Genomic DNA, 21,267 nt, shown 5'->3' with positions numbered 1-21,267 from the left:
CGTGCAGGAGATCGGCCCGCCACTGCGGCGTCCACCGACCGCATCTGCGCGGTCGCCGTTCCCGAAGACGTGGACGGCCGGGCCGTCTGCCCCCGCGTACTCCGAGGCGCTCCTCGGGGGGCCGGCTGAGCGATTCGGCGTCCGTCCGGTCCGCCGATCCGTTGAGCGAAGCCGCCGGCTGTTTCACGTGAAACGCGACGACCCCGGGATGCGGAACGGCCGCGCCCCCGGGTGGGGTGGCGCGGCCGTGGGTGAGCGGGCTGGGCTCAGTCCCCGCTCTCCTCCTGCTGCACGCCGATGATCCCGACGATCCGCTCCAGGTCGTCAACGGTCGCGAACTCAATCGTGATCTTGCCCTTGCTCCGGCCGATGTCCACCTTCACCCGGGTGTCGAACCGGTCGGACAGCCGGTCGGCGAGATCGGTCAGGGCCGGCGCGTGCGCCTTGGGCCGCCGCTTCGCGGCCTGACCCTTCGCCGGGCCATCGTTCAGCGTCAGGGCGACGATTTCTTCGGTCGCCCGAACCGACAGCCCTTCGGCCACGATCCGCAGGGCCAGCTGTTCCTGCGCCTCTGACTCGTCGAGGCTCAGCAGAGCGCGGGCGTGCCCCGCCGACAGGACGCCGGCGGCAACCCGGCGCTGCACCTGGGCGGGCAGATTCAGCAGTCGGATGGTGTTGGAGATCTGCGGGCGGCTCCGGCCGATCCGGCGGGCCAGCTCCTCGTGGGTGGCCCCGAACTCCTCCAGCAGTTGCTGATAGGCGGCGGCCTCTTCGAGCGGGTTCAGGTTCGCCCGGTGGATGTTCTCCAGCAGGGCGTCGCGGAGCATGGCGTCGTCGCGGGTGTCCCGGACGATCGCCGGGATGCTCTCCCGGCCCACCGCCTGGGCGGCCCGCCAGCGCCGCTCGCCCATCACCAGTTCGTACTTCTCGTCGTCGAGCTGCCGTACGACGATGGGCTGGAGGAAGCCAACCTCCTGGATCGAGGTCTTCAGCTCCTCCAGCGCCTCCTCGTCGAAGACCTGACGCGGCTGCTTCGGGTTGGGCATGATCGCGTCGACCGGAATCTCGGCGAATCGCGCACCCGGCACCGGGCTGAGCACGGGCTCCGGCTCGTGGACTGGCACCCGGGCGGGCACCGCGGAGACGGCGGCCGTGGTGCCCGCGCCGTCCGGGCGCTCGTTGTCCGGCTCGGCCGTCGCGGTGCCAGCGGCACCCGGGACCGGCCCGGTCGGGATCAGTGCCCCCAGGCCCTTACCCAGACCGCCCCGAGGACGGTTCTTCATGCCACGCCTCCCAGCGACTTGTCCGCACTACGCATTCCGGCCCACCGGCTCCTTGACGCCCCGCTCGGCGATCTCCTGAGCCGCCTCGAAGTAACTCGTGGCGCCCCGCGAACCGGGATCGTAGGTCATCACCGACTGCCCGTAACTCGGTGCCTCGGAGACTCGGACGTTGCGGGGGATGACCGCCTGGAGGACCTTGTCGCCGAAGTGGTTCCGGACGTCCTGCTCGACGGCGTCGGCCAACCGGGTACGGCGGTCGTACATGGTCAGCAGGATGGTGGAGACATCGAGTTTCGGGTTGAGGTGCTGGCGTACCAGGTTGATGTTGTTGATCAACTGGTTGAGCCCTTCCAGCGCGTAGTACTCGCACTGGATCGGGATCAGCACCTCCTGCGCGGCAACCAGAGCGTTGACGGTGAGCAGACCGAGCGAGGGCGGGCAGTCGATGAAGACGTAGTCGAACTCGCCCGGGTAGGCGGCGATCGCCCGGTCCAGACGCGACTCTCGGGCCACCACCGACACCAACTCGATCTCGGCTCCGGCCAGATCGATGGTCGCGGGCACGCACCAGAGGTTGGGGATGCCCTCGACCGCCTGCGCCACCTCGACCAGCGGCACGCTGTTGATCAGGCAGTCGTACACGTCGGGGATTCCGGTGTGGTGCGGGACGTTGAGCCCGGTCGAGGCGTTGCCCTGCGGGTCGAGGTCGACCACGAGCACCCGGTTACCGTGCAGGGCGAGCGCCACCGCAAGGTTGACGGTGGTGGTGGTCTTACCCACGCCGCCCTTCTGGTTGGCGACGCACATGACCCGGGTCCGGTCCGGCCGAGGCATGGTCACCTCGCCACTGGGATTCAGGATCTGCACGGCGCGCATCGCCTCCATAGCCAACGGTGGGTCATCCTCTTCGCGCGTCGGGGTTTCACGTGAAACGTACGTGGGGTCGGCCGCCACGGCGGCCAACGACTCGGTCGAAGCGACCGGGGCGTCGGCGACCACCGGCGCGGCGTCCCGAACGGCAGCCGCAGTGGGTTGGTGCGGGACCGCCGGCTCGAATCGAACCGCCGCGGCGGTGTTGCGTCGACCCGAGGTCGACCGCACCTCGGCCGCGTTGATCGGTCGACTCGACGCCTCCGGCGTCCTGCGCCCACCCGGTGGGTCCGCAACGGCCGAGCCGTCCGGTCGCCCCGCGCTCGTCGGCGGATCGAGTGCCGGCGGCGGATCGCTGTCGGTGGGTCGGTTCGATGGCCCGGTCGCGCCGGGCGACCAGCTCGGGTAGTCGGTTTCACGTGAAACGGGATCGCTGGTCGACCCGGTCACGCGTGGATCGTCGTACCTGCCGTCGTCATGCACCTGTCATCCCTGCCCGCTTCGGATGGTCGGTCCGCGCCCCGGTCAACTCGGCCGCGTCCACGCCCGCAACCCGGAGCGTACGGCCCACGGGAGCGGTCGGAGACCCGCGACGTCCGTCATCCGCTACACACTATCGACGCGCGGTCAGCCTACGGCGGACGGGCGCGGCCGGTCCACGTCGGGTTCTCATCCCCTCGTCCACCCGTACCGGTACAACGAGGCAACCCACCGGCCGGAAGCCCGATGGCGCGAAGTGTCAACCTCGGCGGGGACGCCCACCCCGGGCGCGCTTCTTCGCCGCCGGGCGGGGCGGACCGACCATCCGCTCGCGCACGATCTCCACCACGGTGGTGGGTGGATCGATCACACCGACGCCGCAGAGCCGCACGGTTGGCTCCCCACCACCGAGTCGCGCCACCACGTCGGCGTGCTCCTCGATCTCGGCGGCGGCGGACGAGCCCTTGAGCGCCAGCAGACGGCCACCCCGAACCGCCAGCGGGAGACTCCAGCCGGCCAGCCGATCCAGGGGCGCGACCGCGCGCGCGGTCACCACGTCTCCGCTGATCGGCTCCCGGCCGCTCGATCCGCTGGCCGCCTCGTCGGCCCGGCCCCGGAACACCCGTACCGACCTGGCCAGGCCGAGTTGCTCAACGACCTCGATCAGGAACGAGGTCCGTCGGGCCAGCGGCTCGATCAGGGTGACGGTGAGGTCGGGGCGGGCGATCGCCAGGACGAGACCCGGCAGGCCGGCTCCGGAGCCGACGTCGAGCACCGTCGCGCCGGACGGGATCCGCTCGGCGACCGCGGCACAGTTGAGCAGGTGCCGGTCCCAGATGCGGGGGGCCTCCCGGGGACCGATCAGGCCGCGGACCACCCCGTCGGTGGCCAGCAGTTCGGCGTACGCGGCGGCCAGGTCGAGACGGTCGCCGAAGAGGGTGAGCGCGGCTGGCGCCAGCTCGGGCGGCAACGCCGCGTCGGCCGGTGACGGGGCGGTGTCGCTGCCCGTCGTGCCAGCGTCGGCGTCGGAGGTGACGGGGCGGACAGCGGACGGCCCGGGCGGCGTGCCGCCCGGGCCGGACACGGCTTCCGCCGTGAGGTCGTCGTGGGTCACCCGGTCAGTCCGCCGGCCGTACGACGATGCGCCGGTTCGGCTCCACACCCTCGGACTCGCTCGCCACGCCCGACATGGCGTTGACGACGTCGTGCACGCACTTGCGCTCGAACGCGGACATCGCCTCCAGGCGGACCGGCTCGCCGTACTCCTTGACCTTCTCGACGGCGTTCTTGGCGACCGCGGCGAGTTCCTTGCGGCGGTTCGCCCGGTAGCCGCCGACGTCGAGCAGCAGCCGGCTCGGCGTACCGGTCTGCCGGAAGACGGCGAGGCGGGTCAGCTCCTGGAGCGCCTCCAGGGTGGCCCCGCGCTGACCGACCAGATTCTGCAACCGCTCGCCGACCACCTCGACCATCGGCCGGCCGGCGGCGACCAACTCGTCGATGTCGCCGTCGTAGTCGAGGATGTCGAGCAGGCCCTCGACGTAGTCAGCGGCGATCTCGCTCTGCCGGAACAGGTCGCCCTCGCCCACAGCCTTCTTCGCCCGGGTGCCACTGCCAGCGGCGGTGTCGGTGTCGTCGTCCGCCTCGGTGTCGTCGGCTTCGGTGTCGTCGCCGTCCACCGCGAGCGTGGCGGTCTCCTCCTCGTCCACTGACTGCTCGGCGCGGGGGATGCTGGTCTCGGTCACGGTCTCATCTCCGTACTCGCTCGGCCGGACCGTCGGGTCCGACTGGTTTCCCGGGGCCGGCTGGAGGTTGCCGGTGCCCACAGGCACGTCTGTACGGGCAGTGTCGCCCGTGGCCGCGCGGTGCGCGGTCGGTTCCACCCGGCGCCGGCCGTACGGCGGCTGCGCGGTGCGGAACGGGCCGCCGCCGGATCACCGGCGGCGGCCCTCACACATCAGCCCTGCCGCTTGGCGGGGCGGCTCTTCTTCGGGTTGTTCACCGGCTTGGCGCCCGGCTTCGGCCCGGCCACCTTGGGTGCTGCCGCCTTGACCGGCACCGGCGGGGCCGCCTTGCCACGACCGAACAGGCCGCCGGACTTGGCGGGCTGCACCGGGTTGCGGGAGGTGGCGGGGGCGGCGGTCTTCTTGGTGGCGGTCACCGGCGGCGGGAACTTCCGCAGCACCCACTGCTGCTGGCCGAGGGTGAAGAGGTTGTTGGTGACCCAGTAGATGATGACGCCGATCGGGAAGATCGCGCCGGAGATCAGCAGCGACGCCGGGATGCCGTAGAGCATCAGCCGCTGGATCATCCGCTGCTGCGGGTCCTCCGCCCAACCGGTCTTGAGGATCATCTGACGGCTGGTCAGGTAGGTGGTCGCGATCATGACCAGGACCAGGACACCAGCAATGATCTTCACGGTGCTGCCGTTGGCGCCCAGGCTGGCCAGCTCGTCGGCGGTGGAGCCGAACTTGCCGGCGATGGGAGCGGTGAAGAGCTTCGCCTGCGAGGCGCTCTGGAACTGGTCGACGGTCCAGCCGTAGAGGGTCTTGTTCTGCTTGTCGGGATCGAGCCGGCGCAGCACGTGGAAGAGGCCCAGGAAGACCGGGATCTGAAGGAACATCGGAAGGCAACCCATCAGCGGGTTGGCCTTCTCCTTCTTGTACAGCTCCATCATTTCTTTCTGGAGCGTCTCCCGGTCACCCTTGTGCTTCTCCTGAAGCTCCTTGACCTTGGGCTGGAGCGCCTGCATCGCCCGCTGCGACTTGATCTGCTTGACGAAGACCGGGAACAGGATCACCCGGACGGTGACCACCAGGAAGACGATGGCCAGGATCCAGGCGAAGTTGGTGCCGAGCACCGCGCCGACCGGCACCCCGATGGCGTCCCAGGCCGAGTGCCAGGTCAGCAGGATCCACGAAATCGCGTAGTAGATCCAGTCGAGACTCAATTCGGGGCTCCAGTCACATCAGCACGGCGGCGGCCGCCCGGCTCCGGCACCGGGTCATATCCACCAGGGTGAAAGGGGTGGCAGCGCAACAACCGCCGGACCGCCAGCACGGCTCCCCGGAGCGCGCCGTGTCGAGCGACCGCTTCCTGGGCGTACGCACTGCACGACGGGTAGAACCGACAGCGAGCCGGCAGTGCCGGACTTATCCACCGACGGTACGCGATGATGGGCGCGATCAGCACCTTGGCACCGGTTGTCGACGGGCGGGGGCTGGTCTGCTCGGTGTCAGTCATCGGGACCGCCGCTTCCGGGGCGACCTGGCGACCGCGATGGCGGCGTCCAGATCGGTGGCGAGCCGGGGGTACGACGCCTGCGCCGCGGCGGGCAGCGCCCGGACGACCAGGGTGCTGCCGGCGGGCAGGGCGGTCAGCCGTTCCCGGACCAGCGCCCGCAGTCGGCGGCGGACCCGGTTGCGGGTCACCGCGTTGCCGACCGCCTTGGACACGACAAAGCCGGCACGGGAGGGCGCGGACGACTGCTCCGCACTGTTGTCCCGTACCGGCTCCGGCGAGGTCGGTGTGCTGGGGTCGACGGTCACCGGCATGGCCAGGTGGACCACGACGGCGCCACGTCCGGCGCGTCGGCCACCGCGAACCGCTGCGGCGAAGTCAGTGCTGCGCCGCAGTCGCTGTGCGGCGGCCAGCACGACTGCCCACGTCCCCTGGACCGGCCCGGTCGGCTCAGGCCGACAGGGTGGTGCGACCCTTGGCGCGACGGCTCGACAGGATGGCACGGCCGGCACGGGTGCGCATGCGCAGCCGGAAGCCGTGGGTCTTCGCGCGCCGGCGGTTGTTCGGCTGGTAGGTGCGCTTGCTCACGTCAGGCTCTCCGTTTTCGTACGCGCCCCGCGCGACGGGATCGCCGGGGTCGTGTGGTGGTCCAGGCCACCGCGACGGTGGCCCACGATCGGTGCTGTCCGGCGGGGCGGGACCTCGGCGGTGCGAGGATGCGACCGCGGACAGCAAGCACCCATCACCCTAGCAGAGGGCGAGAAAGCAGCCGTTCCAGCCTACGCAGGGGGGCAATGGCCGTCAAACACCCCGAGCAGCGGACAACGGGACGCGCCCGAGGCGGGAGGACGGTTTTCGCTGATGCCGACAAGGGCGCCGCCGCGTCGCCGGTTGATGGCGCAGGGACAACGCTGTTACCGTGCCCGATTGCGGTGAGCGTCGGAAGCTCCGGTCGTCGCACAGGCAAGACCGGACAAGGCAGTGAATCGTTCGGCACGGTGAACCCGCTTCAACGCCCGTTCAGGCAGGGGCAGGTGCCACCCGCGTCCGGCGGTGGCCACAATCGGTCGGTACACAGGCTGTGGATAACTTGTGGATGACCACCGGTCGATCGTCCGGGTGGGTGTTGTTCCACCCGCGAACGCGGCGGGCCCGGGACGGCCGGCTGGCAGACAGACAGCGGCGGCCGGGAGCAGAGGCGAGGGGGTGGCACGACGGTGGCCGGTACGACCGACCTTGCCGCGGTGTGGTTAGCGGCGACCGACGAACTCGCCGACGAGATCATCTCCGCCCAGCAGCGTGCCTATCTACGGCTGACCCGGCTGCGGGCGATCGTCGAGGACACCGCGCTGCTCTCCGTCCCGGACGCGTTCACCCGCGACGTGATCGAGTCACGGCTGCGCCCGGCGATCACCGAGGCGCTCACCCGCCGGCTCGGCCGACCGATCCAGGTCGCGGTCACCGTTCGGGTGGCCGAGGACGCCACCGGCCGACCGGCTGGCACCGTCTACCGCAGCGCTCCGGAGGTCGGGCAGCTCGACCTCGACGGCCCGGGGGTCGCGTCGTTCGACGACGACCAGGACGCTCGGCCGTCCGCCGACGCGATGATCCCCGAGCAGTCACCCGCGCCGCGTACGCCCGATCCGGGCCCGCCACCCGCGCCGGCGGGTCCGCCGCTCGCGCCGACCGTCGACGGGCACCGCTCCGGGCTGATTCCGGCCAGCAGGGACGGGCAGGAGGCGTTGTTCAGCGCCGCCTTCGCCGAGCCCATCCGGCCGAACCGGCCGGGCCCGGACCGGCGCGGCTACGACGAGCAGGCGGCCCGCCTCGACCCACCCGGCCCGGACACCCGGCCCTACGAGCCCCGCTACCGGGATGACTCGGCGTCGCCACGCGACCAGCACGTGATCCGCTCGCTCCCCCGGGACAGCGGAACGGACAGCGGCCCGGGTCGCAGCGCTGTGGACCACCGCAACGGTGGCCGCGACGACCGCCGGTTGCCCGGTGCCGACACCGGTGGCAACCGGCTCAACCCGAAGTACATGTTTGAGACCTTCGTCATCGGGTCGTCCAACCGGTTCGCCCACGCGGCGAGCGTGGCGGTGGCGGAGTCGCCGGCCAAGGCGTACAACCCGCTGTTCATCTACGGGCACTCGGGGCTGGGCAAGACCCACCTGCTGCACGCCATCGGGCACTACGCCACCACGCTCGGCAACGCCCGCTCGGTCCGCTACGTCTCGACCGAGGAATTCACCAACGACTTCATCAACTCGCTCCGGGACGACAAGACCAGCGCGTTCCAGCGGCGGTACCGCGACGTCGACATCCTGTTGATCGACGACATCCAGTTCCTGGAGAACCGCGAGCGCACCCAGGAGGAGTTCTTCCACACCTTCAACACGCTGCACAACGCCAACAAGCAGATCGTGATCACCTCGGACCGGTCGCCGCGCCAGCTCGCCACCCTCGAGGACCGGATGCGAACCCGGTTCGAGTGGGGGCTGCTGGCCGACATCCAGCCGCCGGATCTGGAGACCCGGATCGCGATCCTGCAGAAGAAGGCGGCGCAGGAGCGGATGTACGCCCCGCCGGACGTGTTGGAGTTCATCGCCTCCCGGGTGTCGAACTCGATCCGGGAGTTGGAGGGCGCGCTGATCCGGGTGACCGCGTTCGCCAGCCTGACCCGGTCGACGGTCGAGCTGTCGCTGGCCGAGGAGGTGCTGCGGGACTTCATGCCCGACGGCGCCGGCCCGGAGATCAACGCCGACCAGATCATGGCCTCGACGGCGGACTACTTCGGGGTGAGTCTGGAGGACCTGCGGGGCCAGTCCAGGTCCCGTGTCCTGGTCAACGCCCGCCAGGTGGCCATGTACCTGTGCCGGGAGCTGACCGAGTTGTCGCTGCCCCGGATCGGGCAGGCGTTCGGTGGCCGGGACCACACCACAGTGATGCACGCCGACCGCAAGATTCGTCAGCAGATGGCCGAGCGCCGCTCGCTCTACAACCAGATCGCCGAGCTGACCAACCGGATCAAGCAGAACAGCTGACGGGTACGACCGCCGTCGCGGCGGTGCACAACCTGAGGACACGCCCGACCGGATCTCCGGTCGGGCGTTCTTTTTGGTCAGTCAGCTGGACTCTCGACATGGTGTAGACCACAGGATCGAGGCCGTGACCGCCTCGATCCCCACTCGTTGTCCACAGCTCGTTATCCACCGTCGGTGGATAACTACGGTCCGTCCTCCGCCAGTTACCCACAGGCTGTGGAGAAACCCTGTGTACGAGGCTGTGGACGCCTGGGGACGACGGTCGGGTTATCCACCGGTCATCATCAACCTGTGTACGGGCTGTTGAAGGTTCTGGGGATGACGGCAATGGTGATCTTCCCCGCGATCCACAGGCTTGGGGAGAAAGTCGGTGGATTACCGGTGGACAACCGGTGGACAACGGTGGACAACCGGCCGCCGTCGCCGGGCTGTGGACACAGAAGCCGGTTGTACCCCCGGTTCTCCACAGCTAAATCACCGGTCGATAACCTGTCTGAGCTGCGCAGACCTCGGTTTTCCACAGTTTGCACAGGTGCGATGAAGACGATGAGTTATCTCTTCTAAGAGAACAAAAACCAATCATCACCGTTGGGCTTTCTGTGGATCGGGCCGAACGCTGTCGGATCAGCCCGTCAGCATCGACACGATCCATGGGGTCGGGCGCACAGCCGATGTCCCTGCGCCCTAAGGTGCGATGGGTACCCGCACGGTCGGGCGGGACGGTAGGCAGCGGTCGGCATGAGAGAGTTGTCGCTGACGTCGACGCGGAGGCATTGATGAAGTTCCGAGTGGAGCGCGACGCGCTCGCCGAGGCTGTGGCGTGGACCGCGAAGAGCCTGCCCAACCGGCCGTCCGTACCGGTGCTCGCCGGGGTGATGCTCCGCGTCACCGACGGCAACCTGCGGGTCTCCGGGTTCGACTACGAGGTCTCCAGCCAGGTGACCGTCGAGGTGCAGGGCGACGCCGACGGCGCCGCGCTCGTCTCCGGCCGCCTGCTCGCCGAGATCACCAAGGCGTTGCCGGCCAAGCCGGTCGACATCGCCGCGGTCGGCGCGCACCTCGAGTTGGTCTGCGGCAGCGCCCGGTTCACCCTGCCCACCATGCCGGTGGAGGATTACCCCGCGCTGCCCGAGATGCCGCAGAGCGCCGGCACTGTCGACGCCGCCGCGTTCGCCACGGCGGTTTCCCAGGTGGCCATCGCGGCCGGCCGGGACGAGACGCTGCCGATGATGACCGGTGTCCGCGTCGAGCTGTCCGGCGACACGTTGTCGATGCTCGCCACCGACCGGTACCGGTTGGCGCTGCGCGAGATCCAGTGGCGGCCGGACGACCCCGAGGTGAGCATCAACGCCCTGGTGCCGGCTCGCACCCTGAACGACACCGCCAAGGCCCTCGGCCCGCTGGGCGGCGAGGTCACCCTCGCCCTCGCCCAGGGCGCCGCTGGTGAGGGCATGGTCGGTCTCGCCGGCGGCACCCGTCGCACCACCAGCCGGCTGCTCGACGGCGCCAACTACCCGCCGGTGCGGTCGCTCTTCCCGGCCACGCACAACGCCGAGGCCCGAGTTTCGGTCAGCACGCTGATCGAGGTCGTCAAGCGGGTCGCGCTGGTCGCCGAACGCACCACGCCGGTGCTGCTCAGCTTCAGCGCCGACGGCCTGGTGGTCGAGGCCGGCGGTTCCGAGGAGGCGCGGGCGAGCGAGGCGATGGAGGCCACCTTCGCCGGTGACCCACTGACCATCGGCTTCAACCCGCAGTACCTCATCGACGGTCTGGCAAACCTGGGCGCTCAGACGGCCGTGCTCTCGTTCGTCGACGCCTTCAAGCCCGCGGTGATCTCACCCGCTGGCGAGGATGGCGAGGTCATTCCGGGGTACCGGTACCTCATCATGCCGATCCGCGTCTCGCGCTGATCGCGCCCAGCAACACCCAGATCCACGGAGGTAGAAACACATGCAGCTCGGCCTGGTAGGACTCGGCCGTATGGGCGGCAACATGCGGGAGCGGTTGCGTTCGGCCGGGCACGAGGTGGTCGGCTTCGACCACAACGCGCAGATCAGCGACGTTACGACCCTCGCCGGCCTGGCGGAGAAGCTCGAGTCCCCGCGCGCGGTCTGGGTCATGGTGCCCGCGGGTGTCACCGACGCCACCATCGACGAGCTCGCCGAGGTGCTCGGCGAGGGCGACATCATCATCGACGGCGGCAACTCGCGCTTCAGCGACGACGCCCCCCGCGCCGAGCGGCTCAACCAGCGGGGCATCGGCTACCTGGACGTCGGCGTCTCCGGCGGCGTCTGGGGCCGGCAGAACGGCTACGGGCTGATGGTCGGCGGTTCCCAGGAGCACGTGGACCGTCTGATGCCGATCTTCAACGCGCTCAAGCCGGAGGGCGAGTTCGGTTTCGTGCACGCCGGCCCGGTCGGGGCCGGGCACTACTCGAAGATGGTGCACAACGGCATCGAGTACGGCCTGATGCACGCCTACGCCGAGGGCTACGAGCTGATGGCCGCCTCGGAGCTGGTGACCAACGTGCCGGGCGTCATCAAGTCCTGGCGGGAGGGCACCGTCGTCCGTTCCTGGCTGCTCGACCTCCTGGACCGGGCGCTCGACGAGGACCCGGAGCTGGCCGACCTGAGCGGCTACACGGAGGACACCGGCGAGGGCCGGTGGACGGTCGACGAGGCGGTCCGGTTGGCGGTGCCGCTGAACGTCATCACGGCTTCGCTGTTCGCCAGGTTCGCCTCACGGCAGGACGACTCGCCCGCCATGAAGGCCGTCTCCGCGCTGCGTCAGCAGTTCGGTGGCCACGCCGTGCACAAGCGCTGAGCGGCGTCCACAACCTGTGTACGTTCACCGGCTGGAACTGGTCGACTTCCGCTCGTACGAGCGGGTGGCCGTCGACCTCCAGCCGGGGGCGAACGTCCTGATCGGCGCCAACGGTGTCGGTAAGACCAACCTCGTCGAGGCGCTGGGCTACGTGGCGACCCTGGACTCACACCGGGTCGCCACCGACGCGCCGCTGGTCCGGATGGGCGCATCGTCCGCGGTGATCCGCTGCGCTGTGGTGCACGACGGCCGCGAGCTTCTGGTCGAGCTGGAGATCGTGCCCGGCAAGGCCAACCGGGCCCGGCTGGGTCGCTCACCGGCGCGACGGGCCCGGGACGTGCTGGGGGCGCTGCGGTTGGTGCTCTTCGCCCCCGAAGACCTGGAGCTGGTCCGGGGCGACCCGGCCGAGCGTCGCCGCTACCTGGACGACCTGCTGGTCAACCGCCAGCCCCGGTACGCGGGTGTGCGGGCCGACTACGAGCGGGTCGTCAAGCAACGCAACGCCCTGCTGCGTACCGCGTACCTGGCCCGCAAGACCGGTGGGTCCCGGGGCGGTGACCTCGGCACCCTGGCGGTCTGGGACGCCCACCTGGCCCAGCACGGCGCGGAGCTGCTCGCCGGCCGGCTGGAGCTGGTGGCCGCGCTCAGCCCGCACGTGGCCAAGGCGTACGACGCGGTGGCCGCCGGTCGGGGGGCGGCGAGCATCACCTACCGGCCGTCGATCGAGCTGGCCGAGTCGACCACCGATCGGGCCGCGTTGGCAGAGGCGCTGACGGCGGCCCTGGCCGCGTCCCGTTCCGCCGAGATCGAGCGGGGCACCACCCTGGTCGGTCCGCACCGTGACGAGTTGGCGTTGAGTCTCGGCCCGCTGCCCGCCAAGGGGTACGCCAGCCACGGCGAGTCGTGGTCGTTCGCGCTCGCGCTGCGGCTGGCCGGGTACGACCTGTTGCGCTCCGACGGCATCGAGCCGGTGCTGGTGCTCGACGACGTCTTCGCGGAGTTGGACACCGGCCGCCGGGAGCGGTTGGCGGAGCTGGTCGGCGGGGCGAGTCAGCTGCTGGTGACCTGCGCGGTGGACGATGACGTGCCGGCCGCCCTGCGCGGCACCCGTTACCAGGTCGGCGAAGGGACGGTACGCCGTGTCGGATAAGCCAGGCACCGAGCGGTCGGCGGCAGGCGACGCCGCGGCTGCGCGTACTCCGAAGGTCGCTGCGGAGTCGGCGGGCGGTGAGCCGGCGGCGGCCGCCAGCGGGCCGGAGCTGGCCCGGGCGGTGCTCGACGCGGCGCTGTCCCGGCGGCAGGCGGCGGCCCGCGCCCGGCGTGCGCCCGGCGGTGGCGACGCCGCCGGCGGCTCGGGCCGGCGGTTGCGTGGCTACTCCGGCCCGGGCCCCGACCCGCGCGATCCGCAGCCGCTCGGCGCGGTGCTGAACCGGCTGGTCAAGGCGCGCGGCTGGCAACAGCCGGCGGCCGAGGCCACCGTGTTCGGCGCCTGGGAGCGGGTCGTCGGCGCTGAGGTGGCGCAGAACAGCCGCCCGGTGAAGTTGGAGAACGGCGAGCTGACCGTGGAGGCGCGCTCGACCGCCTGGGCCACCCAGCTGCGGCTGCTGGCCGGCTCGCTGCTCAAGCAGATCGCCAGCGAGGTCGGTCACAACGTGGTGCGCAAGCTGCACATCCACGGGCCGGCCGCGCCCTCCTGGGGGAAGGGCCCACGCCGGGTGCGCGGCCGGGGCCCACGCGACACCTACGGCTGAGCCGCCGGCTCAGCCGCGCCGGTCCGCCTCGCGGGCTGCCCGCTTGCGCTCCCGCTGCTCCCGGGTGTGGCGCTTGCGCTCGGCCAGGTCGCGTTTCCACGCTTCGCGGGCCTCGGCCGAACCGCCCTGCACCGCGCCCTGCACCCCTTCGGCGGGGCCGGCGAGGTGCCGGAAGGCCCACCGCATCAGTCGGCCGCCCTCGCCCGGGGCCCTGGTGACCGCGCCGTCCTCGCTCATCTGCCGCCTCTTTCCGGGTCACGTCGTCCCGCCGGGTCAGGCCCGACGCACGAGCAGACCGTTGGGGTACGAATGATTGGTGCACCAATTATCGGTACGATAGTCATCGTGCGGAGGGAGGGCAACCGATGAGCGAACGACCGGACGGCGTCGACCCGCTGGCCCTGGAGCAGCAGGTGTGCTTCGCCCTCTCGGTCGCCGCGCGCAGCGTGGTGGCCGTCTACCGGCCGCTGCTGGAACCGATGGGGTTGACCCACCCGCAGTACCTGGTGATGTTGGCCCTCTGGCAGCACGCGCCGTTGTCCGGCCGCGACCTCAGCCGCCTGCTCCAGCTCGACCCGGGCACGCTGTCACCCCTGCTCAAGCGCCTTGAGGCGGCCGGCTACCTGCGCCGGGAACGCGACCCGAGCGACGAGCGCAGCCTCGCCGTCACCCTCACCGCCAGCGGCGCCGCGCTGCGGAGTCAGGCCGAACTGATCCCGGCCGCGATCGTGCAGCGGCTCGGGCTGCCCGTCGAGGACCTGCAACACCTGCACGCGGTGCTCACACAGCTGATCTCAGCCGCCAACCGGCCGGCCGGCCCGGAGACGGACGCGGCGGCTCAGGCGTCGGCGTAGACGGCGAACCCGCGCTCGGCGCAGCGCCGGTAGAACGCCGCCAGCACGCCCAGCTCGGCGCAGGTGAAGTTCCACTGCGGCGGATCGCCGCGCTCGTCGCGCAGCGCGTCGAGCCGACTCTCCAGCCAGCGCAGCTGCTGTTCGGCCAACCGGCCGTCGCCGAGCAGAGCACGCAGCACGGTGCTCACCGACTCGAAGGTGACCGCCTCGCCGGTGGGGCGGTGCGCGGCCACGAACCGTTCGATGCCGCTCGCGATCCAGGAGCAGCCGTCCGGGTCGATCACCGGGTCCTCGTCCTCGGCGGCGGCGTCTGTGGCGTACAACACACCTTCGAGGCCGAGTAGGAGATCCACCAACTCGGTGTACGCGGTCGCCCGGATGGTGCCGGTCTTCGCGATGAGCTCGGCCAGCGCCGCGGTCGGCGCGGAGATGCGCGGTAGGTCGACGATCTCGCCGAAGTCGACGAACTCGGCCGGCGCCACCGGATCGTAGAAGCGGCCGGTCCGCGGCCAGTGCACCGCGACGTTGTCCAGCCCCATCTGTCACCTCTTAAAGAGCACGTGTCGGGTCGATCGGGTCGATCGTCCCGGTTCCAACCGGTAAAGATCAAGGCTGGTTCCGGGGCGCCGCAAACGTACGGCACTGACGGTTCGGCCGCGACCCCCGACCCGCCCGACCGCGGGTCAACCCGTTCCGGGGCGGCGCGTGCGAAGCGGGCCTGGCGTGTGGGGGGAGTCGTGGGCGACGGGGTTCTGCCGGCTATGGACTTCTCAGCCGCCTCGCTGAGGGTGCCGAGTGGTGGTTCTGTCCTCCGCGCACAGTAGGATTGACAGTGAGACGAAGACCCGGTGCGGGAGTGGGACGGGGCCGGTGGCCCAGGTTCATTCTCCACGTCGGGTCGAGCCGATCGCGATCCGCGGGCAACCGCGGCGACCGGCGCGTTCGACCCGCTGTCCGGAGGTCTCCGGCGCCGGTCCGCGCGCCGACGTCGCGTCCTGTCCGCCGAACCCGCGCCCGACGCGCCCCTACCGGCGCGGCTGACGCGAGAAAGTGGCCGAGGGTGGCAGCGCAGGACAAGCAGGAGTACGGCGCAGAGTCGATCACCGTTCTCGAGGGGCTGGAGGCCGTTCGCAAGCGGCCCGGTATGTACATCGGGTCCACCGGCGAACGCGGTCTGCACCACCTCGTCTGGGAGGTTGTCGACAACGCTGTCGACGAGGCGCTGGCCGGATACTGCGACACCATCGACGTGGTGCTGCTCGCCGACGGCGGCGTCCGGGTCACCGACAACGGCCGTGGTTTCCCGGTCGACCTTCACCCGAAGCTCAAGAAGCCGGGTGTCGAGGTCGCGCTGACCGTGCTGCACGCCGGCGGCAAGTTCGACGGCAAGGCGTACGCGGTCTCCGGTGGTCTGCACGGCGTCGGTGTCTCCGTGGTGAACGCTCTCTCCACCCGAATGGCCGTGGAGATCCACAAGTCCGGTTTCGTCTGGCGGCAGCAGTACACCAACTCCAAGCCCAGCCCACTGGACAAGGGCGAGGCCACCGACCGCACCGGCTCGGCGGTCTCCTTCTGGCCCGACCCCGACGTCTTCGAGACAGTCGACTTCGACTTCCAGACCATCTACCGGCGGCTGCAGGAGATGGCCTTCCTCAACCGGGCCCTCCGCATCCACCTGCTCGACGAGCGGGTGGCCGAGGAGGAGGACGGCCGCCAGCGCGAGGTCACCTTCTTCTACGAGGGCGGCATCGCGGACTTCGTCCGGCACCTCAACGCCTCGAAGAGCCCGATCCACAAGACCGTGGTCGAGTTCGAGGCCGAAGAGGAGGGCATGTCACTTGAGATCGCCATGCAGTGGAACGAGTCGTACGGCGAGTCGGTCTACACCTTCGCCAACACCATCAACACCCACGAGGGCGGCACGCACGAGGAGGGCTTCCGGTCCGCGCTGACCAGCGTGGTCAACCGGTACGGCACCGACAAGAAGCTGCTCAAGGGCGACGAGAAGCTCTCCGGCGAGGACATCCGCGAAGGGCTCGCGGCGATCATCTCGGTCAAGCTGGCCAACCCGCAGTTCGAGGGCCAGACCAAGACCAAGCTGGGCAACACCCCGGTGAAGAGCTTCGTGCAGCGGGTCTGCAACGACCGGCTGGTCGACTGGTTCGACCGCAACCCGGCCGAGGCCAAGATGATCATCACGAAGGCCTCCCAGGCGGCCCGGGCCCGGATCGCCGCGCAGCAGGCACGCAAGTTGGCCCGGCGCAAGTCGCTGCTGGAGTCCGGCTCGATGCCGGGCAAGCTGGCGGACTGCCAGTCGACCGACCCCCGCGAGTCCGAGGTGTTCATCGTCGAGGGTGACTCGGCCGGCGGCTCGGCCAAGCAGGGTCGCGACCCACGGACCCAGGCGATCCTGCCGATCCGCGGCAAGATCCTCAACGTCGAGAAGGCCCGGATCGACCGGGTGCTGAAGAACAACGAGGTCCAGGCGCTGATCACCGCGCTGGGCACCGGCATCCACGACGACTTCGACATGGAGAAGCTGCGGTACCACAAGGTGGTGCTGATGGCCGACGCGGACGTCGACGGCCAGCACATCCAGACGCTGCTGCTCACCCTGCTGTTCCGCTTCATGCGTCCGCTGGTCGAGATGGGGCACGTCTACCTGGCCGCCCCGCCGCTCTACAAGATCAAGTGGAACAAGAAGGGCGACGACGCCCAGTACGCCTACTCCGACCGCGAGCGGGACGGCCTGATCCTGCTGCGCCAGCAGAAGAAGCCGAACGCCAAGCCGGACGACATCCAGCGCTTCAAGGGCCTCGGCGAGATGAACTATCCCGAGCTGTGGGAAACCACCATGAACCCGGCGACGCGTACCCTGCGTCAGGTCACTCTCGACGACGCGGCGACCGCCGACGAGTTGTTCAGTGTGCTGATGGGTGAGGACGTCGAGGCGCGCCGGTCGTTCATTCAGCGCAACGCCAAGGACGTGCGGTTCCTGGATATCTGACGGACTGCGCCGGATCGGCCGGGCCCTGCCCGGCCGATCCGGCGGTCCACAGAGTTATCCACAGCTTGGCCGGTATCCACAGCGGTTATCCACAGCACGAAAACGACTCTGAGTCTGATAAGGGTATACAGTGACCGATTCTCCCGAGTCCACACCGAACGAGCCCGAGGTTCCCGCCGAGGCCATCGCCGCGGTGGTCGCGCACGACCGGATCGAACCGGTCGGGCTCGAGGTGGAGATGCAGCGCTCCTACCTCGACTACGCGATGAGCGTCATCGTCGGTCGCGCGCTGCCGGACGTCCGGGACGGCCTCAAGCCGGTCCACCGCAAGATCCTCTACGCGATGTTCGACTCCGGCTACCGTCCGGACCGCGGCTACGTGAAGTGCTCCCGCGTCGTCGGTGACGTGATGGGTCAGTTCCACCCGCACGGCGACTCCGCGATCTACGACGCGCTGGTCCGGATGGCGCAGCCCTGGTCGCTGCGCTACCCGCTGGTCGACGGCAACGGCAACTTCGGCTCACCCGGTAACGATCCCGCCGCCGCGATGCGCTACTGCCTCACCGGGGATGTCCGGATTCGCACCGCTGACGGTAGCGTGCGGATCGCGGACGTGGTGGCCGATGCGGCGCCGTCCAGCGAGACCGACATCGACCTCAAGGTCCGCGACCGCAACGGCGACCTGGTTCGCGCCAGCAAGTTCTTCCATTCCGGCGAGCACCCGACGCTGCGGCTCCGCACCCGCGAGGGGTACGAGCTGACCGGCACCCACAACCACCCGGTGCTCTGCCTGGTGGACGTGGCCGGCGTGCCGACCCTGCTGTGGAAGCTGCTCGCCGAGATCTCCCCCGGCGACCGCGTTGTCCTCCAGCGCAGCGTGCCGGACGAGATCGGCTACCCGATGCTGGAGCACGTCGAGGCCGCCGTCCTCGCCGGCGCCTTCGTCAGTGAGGGCTGGGTCTCCCCGAGCCGCGCCGGGTTCAACAACGTGGACCGGGAGTTCTTCGTCCGTGTTCTCGCGGCCTACGACCTGGCCGTCGGCGGCCCCCGCTACGTGAGTGAGCGGGTCATCGCCTCCGGCAGCACCCTGCACGAACTCGATGTGCAGGACCTCACCGCGCTGCGCGAGAGCCTTCTGGGCGACATGATGGGCGCGCGCAGCGCCGCGAAGTTCGTTCCCGAGTTCGTCTGGCAGGGGCCGGCAGCGGTCAAGCGGGCGTTCCTCCAGGCGCTGTTCGAGGGCGACGGCTCGTCGTCGCTGCTGCCGCGCAACACCATGCAGATCTCGTACTCGACTCGCAGCCAGCGATTGGCGGCCGAGGTCCAGCAGTTGCTGCTGGAGTTCGGCGTGGTCAGCCGGCAGACCCGCTACGACAGTGGCGAGATCAAGGTCGTGGTGACCAACCGGCGCGACGCGCGGATCTTCGCCGCGCACGTCGGCTTCCTCGGCCGTAAGCAGGCCAAGCTGGAGGCCGAGCTGGCCCAGGTGCCGGCGAGCAGCACGGCGCTCTCCAGCGACCACGTGCCGCTGGTCGGCGACTTCATCCGTGAGCACGGCGCGACGCGCTGGACGGAGCAGGACTGGCTGCGCCGGCACAACGTGGACCGCGTCGAACGGTGGGAGCGGGACCGGGACGAGATCGCGGCCCGGATCACCAACTCCGAGGTGCTCGACGTGGTCGAGCCGTTGGTCGACGGCCGGTTCTACTACGCCGAGGTGGCGCAGATCACTGACGCCGGTGTGCAGCCGGTCTACAGCGTCCGAGTCGACACCGACGACCACTCGTTCGTCTCGGACGGGTTCGTCAGCCACAACACCGAGTGCAAGCTCGACCCGCTCGCGATGGAGATGCTGCGGGACATCGACGAGGACACCGTCGACCTGCAGGACAACTACGACGGCCGGGCCAAGGAGCCCACCATCCTGCCGTCGCGGATCCCCAACCTCCTGGTGAACGGCTCCGAGGGCATCGCGGTCGGCATGGCCACCAAGATCCCGCCGCACAACCTGCGGGAGATCGGCGCGGCGGTGCAGTGGTGCCTGGAGCACCCGGACGAGGACGAGGAGACCACCCTCGAAGCCCTGCTCGGCATCGTCAAGGGCCCGGACTTCCCGACCTACGGCCTGATCGTCGGCACCACAGCGATCCAGGACGCGTACCGCACCGGTCGCGGCTCGATCCGGATGCGCGCCGTGGTGGAGGTCGAGGAGGACAAGCGGGGTCGCCCCTGCCTGGTCGTCAGCGAGCTGCCCTACCAGGTCAACCCGGACAACCTCGCCGAGCGGATCGCCGAGCTGATCAAGGAGGGCAAGCTCGCCGGGATCGCCGACATCCGCGACGAGTCCTCCGGTCGTACCGGCATGCGGATCGTGCTGGTGCTCAAGCGCGACGCCGTCGCGAAGGTCGTGCTGAACAACCTCTACAAGCACACCCAGCTCCAGGAGACCTTCGGCGCGAACATGCTGGCCCTGGTCGACGGGGTGCCGCGCACGCTCAACCTGGCGCAGTTCATCCGCTACTACGTCGAGCACCAGATCGACGTGATCCGCCGGCGGACCGCGTTCCGGCTGCGTAAGGCCGAGGAGCGGGCGCACATCCTGCGCGGTCTGGGCAAGGCGCTGGACGCGCTGGACGAGGTGATCGCCCTGATCCGGCGCTCGCCGACCGTGGACGACGCGCGGCAGGGCCTGATCCGGCTGCTGGAGATCGACGAGATCCAGGCGACCGCGATCCTGGACATGCAGCTGCGCCGGCTCGCCGCGTTGGAGCGGCAGCGGATCGTGGACGACCTGGCCAAGCTCGAGCTGGAGATCGCCGACCTCAAGGACATCCTCGCCAAGCCGGAGCGGCAGCGGAAGATCGTCTCGGAGGAGCTGGGCGAGATCGTCGCCAAGTGGGGCGACGACCGCCGGACGCAGATCATCCCGTTCGACGGCGAGGTCTCGATGGAGGACCTCATCGCCCGCGAGGACGTGGTCGTCACGATCACCCGCACCGGGTACGCCAAGCGGACCAAGGTCGATCTGTACCGCTCGCAGCGACGCGGCGGTAAGGGCGTCAGCGGCGCCACGCTGCGGCAGGACGACATCGTCAGCCACTTCTTCGTCTGCTCGACCCACGACTGGATCTTGTTCTTCACGAACAAGGGCCGGGTCTACCGGGCCAAGGCGTACGAGTTGCCGGAGGCCAGTAGGGTAGCCAAGGGCCAACACGTGGCCAATCTGCTCGCCTTCCTGCCCGACGAGCAGATCGCGCAGATCATTGAGATCCCGAACTACCAGGTAGCCCCCTATCTGGTACTGGCCACGAAGAACGGCCTGGTGAAGAAGACGCGGCTCGAGGAGTTCGACTCCAACCGTTCCGGCGGCATCATCGCGATCAACCTTCGCGATGAGGACGAGCTGGTCGGTGCTGCGCTGGTTGCCCCGGAGAACGACCTGCTGCTGGTCTCGAAGAAGGCACAGGCGATCCGGTTCAACGCCTCCGACGAGGCGCTGCGGCCGATGGGCCGGGCCACCTCGGGCGTGATCGGCATGCGCTTCACGGACGACGACGTCCTGCTGGCCATGGAGGTCGTGCGGGAAGGTTTGGACGTTCTGGTGGCCACGAACGGGGGATATGCCAAGCGCACCCCGATCGAGGAATACCCGGTGCAGGGCCGGGGAGGTAAGGGCGTGTTGACTGCGAAGATCACCGAACGGCGCGGTGGTCTGGTTGGCGCGGTGGTGATCGATCCGGACGACGAGCTGTTCGCGATCACCAGCAATGGTGGTGTCATTCGGACTCCGGTGAAGCCTGTACGCCGTACGCGTGACCGGAACACAATGGGGGTCAAGCTGATGGACCTCCCGGACGGCGTGACTATCGTGGCGATTGCTCGCAATGCCGACGAGCCTGACGAACAGGACTAGTT

17 protein-coding genes and 2 pseudogenes are annotated in these 21,267 nt (G+C 69.8%); 9 read left to right on the top strand and 10 right to left on the bottom strand.

The window, feature by feature from the left end; translation table 11 throughout:
* Positions 1–266: 266 nt before the first annotated feature.
* The 8 genes from AB0C03_RS16055 to rpmH all read right to left on the bottom strand — a co-directional run bounded on the left by AB0C03_RS16055 (position 267) and on the right by rpmH (position 6,458).
* Entirely contained in the window at positions 267–1,283 is a 1,017-nt protein-coding gene (locus AB0C03_RS16055; protein WP_210865606.1) for a ParB/RepB/Spo0J family partition protein, read from the bottom strand.
* 27 nt (positions 1,284–1,310) lie between these two features.
* Positions 1,311–2,636, bottom strand: a complete 1,326-nt coding sequence (locus AB0C03_RS16050) for a ParA family protein (RefSeq protein WP_374224288.1) — start codon at positions 2,634–2,636, stop codon at positions 1,311–1,313.
* A 256-nt stretch (positions 2,637–2,892) separates the two neighbouring features.
* Entirely contained in the window at positions 2,893–3,603 is a 711-nt protein-coding gene (gene rsmG, locus AB0C03_RS16040; RefSeq protein WP_030331865.1) for a 16S rRNA (guanine(527)-N(7))-methyltransferase RsmG, read from the bottom strand.
* Between the two features lie 148 nt (positions 3,604–3,751).
* Entirely contained in the window at positions 3,752–4,375 is a 624-nt protein-coding gene (locus AB0C03_RS16035) for a Jag family protein (protein ID WP_030331867.1), read from the bottom strand.
* A 212-nt stretch (positions 4,376–4,587) separates the two neighbouring features.
* Positions 4,588–5,580, bottom strand: coding sequence for a membrane protein insertase YidC (gene yidC / locus AB0C03_RS16030; RefSeq protein ID WP_030331869.1), 993 nt, complete (start codon positions 5,578–5,580; stop codon positions 4,588–4,590).
* A complete protein-coding gene (gene yidD / locus AB0C03_RS16025; protein ID WP_081883822.1) occupies positions 5,577–5,873 on the bottom strand; it encodes a membrane protein insertion efficiency factor YidD in 297 nt (98 codons plus the stop codon). The genes yidC and yidD overlap by 4 nt, the downstream gene beginning before the upstream one ends.
* A complete protein-coding gene (gene rnpA / locus AB0C03_RS16020) occupies positions 5,870–6,286 on the bottom strand; it encodes a ribonuclease P protein component (RefSeq protein WP_357637364.1) in 417 nt (138 codons plus the stop codon). The genes yidD and rnpA overlap by 4 nt, the downstream gene beginning before the upstream one ends.
* 34 nt (positions 6,287–6,320) lie before the next feature.
* Complete coding sequence (gene rpmH / locus AB0C03_RS16015) at positions 6,321–6,458, bottom strand: 50S ribosomal protein L34 (RefSeq protein WP_007453904.1); 138 nt, start codon at positions 6,456–6,458, stop codon at positions 6,321–6,323.
* Positions 6,459–7,087: 629 nt separating this feature from the next.
* Between rpmH and AB0C03_RS32395 the strand changes: the two are divergent.
* From AB0C03_RS32395 to AB0C03_RS15990, 6 genes and pseudogenes are all read left to right on the top strand, one after another.
* Positions 7,088–7,427, top strand: a pseudogene (locus AB0C03_RS32395) (chromosomal replication initiator protein DnaA); the annotation flags it as partial.
* Between the two features lie 167 nt (positions 7,428–7,594).
* Positions 7,595–8,917, top strand: a pseudogene (gene dnaA, locus AB0C03_RS16010) (chromosomal replication initiator protein DnaA); the annotation flags it as partial.
* Positions 8,918–9,693: 776 nt separating this feature from the next.
* Positions 9,694–10,827, top strand: a complete 1,134-nt coding sequence (dnaN, locus tag AB0C03_RS16005; protein WP_210865609.1) for a DNA polymerase III subunit beta — start codon at positions 9,694–9,696, stop codon at positions 10,825–10,827.
* Between the two features lie 40 nt (positions 10,828–10,867).
* Entirely contained in the window at positions 10,868–11,740 is an 873-nt protein-coding gene (gene gnd, locus AB0C03_RS16000; protein ID WP_030331875.1) for a phosphogluconate dehydrogenase (NAD(+)-dependent, decarboxylating), read from the top strand.
* Between the two features lie 16 nt (positions 11,741–11,756).
* Positions 11,757–12,890, top strand: a complete 1,134-nt coding sequence (recF, locus tag AB0C03_RS15995; RefSeq protein WP_030331876.1) for a DNA replication/repair protein RecF — start codon at positions 11,757–11,759, stop codon at positions 12,888–12,890.
* Positions 12,880–13,491 carry a DciA family protein gene (locus tag AB0C03_RS15990; RefSeq protein ID WP_030331877.1) on the top strand — a complete coding sequence of 204 codons (612 nt, stop codon included), beginning with the start codon at positions 12,880–12,882 and terminating at the stop codon, positions 13,489–13,491. The genes recF and AB0C03_RS15990 overlap by 11 nt, the downstream gene beginning before the upstream one ends.
* A 9-nt stretch (positions 13,492–13,500) precedes the next feature.
* Here the strand turns inward: AB0C03_RS15990 and AB0C03_RS15985 are convergent, their stop codons facing one another.
* A complete protein-coding gene (locus tag AB0C03_RS15985) occupies positions 13,501–13,728 on the bottom strand; it encodes a hypothetical protein (protein ID WP_030331879.1) in 228 nt (75 codons plus the stop codon).
* A gap of 128 nt (positions 13,729–13,856) precedes the next feature.
* Between AB0C03_RS15985 and AB0C03_RS15980 the strand changes: the two genes are divergently transcribed.
* Entirely contained in the window at positions 13,857–14,345 is a 489-nt protein-coding gene (locus AB0C03_RS15980; protein ID WP_210861593.1) for a MarR family winged helix-turn-helix transcriptional regulator, read from the top strand.
* Here AB0C03_RS15980 and AB0C03_RS15975 read toward each other — a convergent pair.
* A complete protein-coding gene (locus AB0C03_RS15975) occupies positions 14,330–14,884 on the bottom strand; it encodes a hypothetical protein (protein WP_030331882.1) in 555 nt (184 codons plus the stop codon). The genes AB0C03_RS15980 and AB0C03_RS15975 overlap by 16 nt on opposite strands.
* A 521-nt stretch (positions 14,885–15,405) precedes the next feature.
* Here AB0C03_RS15975 and gyrB point away from each other — a divergent pair.
* Together gyrB and gyrA are read left to right on the top strand one after the other, a co-directional pair.
* Positions 15,406–17,352 (top strand): DNA topoisomerase (ATP-hydrolyzing) subunit B, encoded by a 1,947-nt coding sequence (gyrB, locus tag AB0C03_RS15970; protein WP_030331885.1) that lies wholly within the window; start codon positions 15,406–15,408, stop codon positions 17,350–17,352.
* A 130-nt stretch (positions 17,353–17,482) separates the two neighbouring features.
* Complete coding sequence (gyrA, locus tag AB0C03_RS15965) at positions 17,483–21,265, top strand: intein-containing DNA gyrase subunit A (protein ID WP_156057541.1); 3,783 nt, start codon at positions 17,483–17,485, stop codon at positions 21,263–21,265.
* The last annotated feature ends 2 nt before the right edge of the window (positions 21,266–21,267 follow it).

The sequence above is a fragment of the Micromonospora parva genome (genome assembly GCF_040649675.1).
Lineage (GTDB): Bacteria > Actinomycetota > Actinomycetes > Mycobacteriales > Micromonosporaceae > Micromonospora > Micromonospora parva.
Note: the sequence above shows the minus strand (reverse complement) of the source record. Positions and strands in the feature narration are given on the sequence as shown.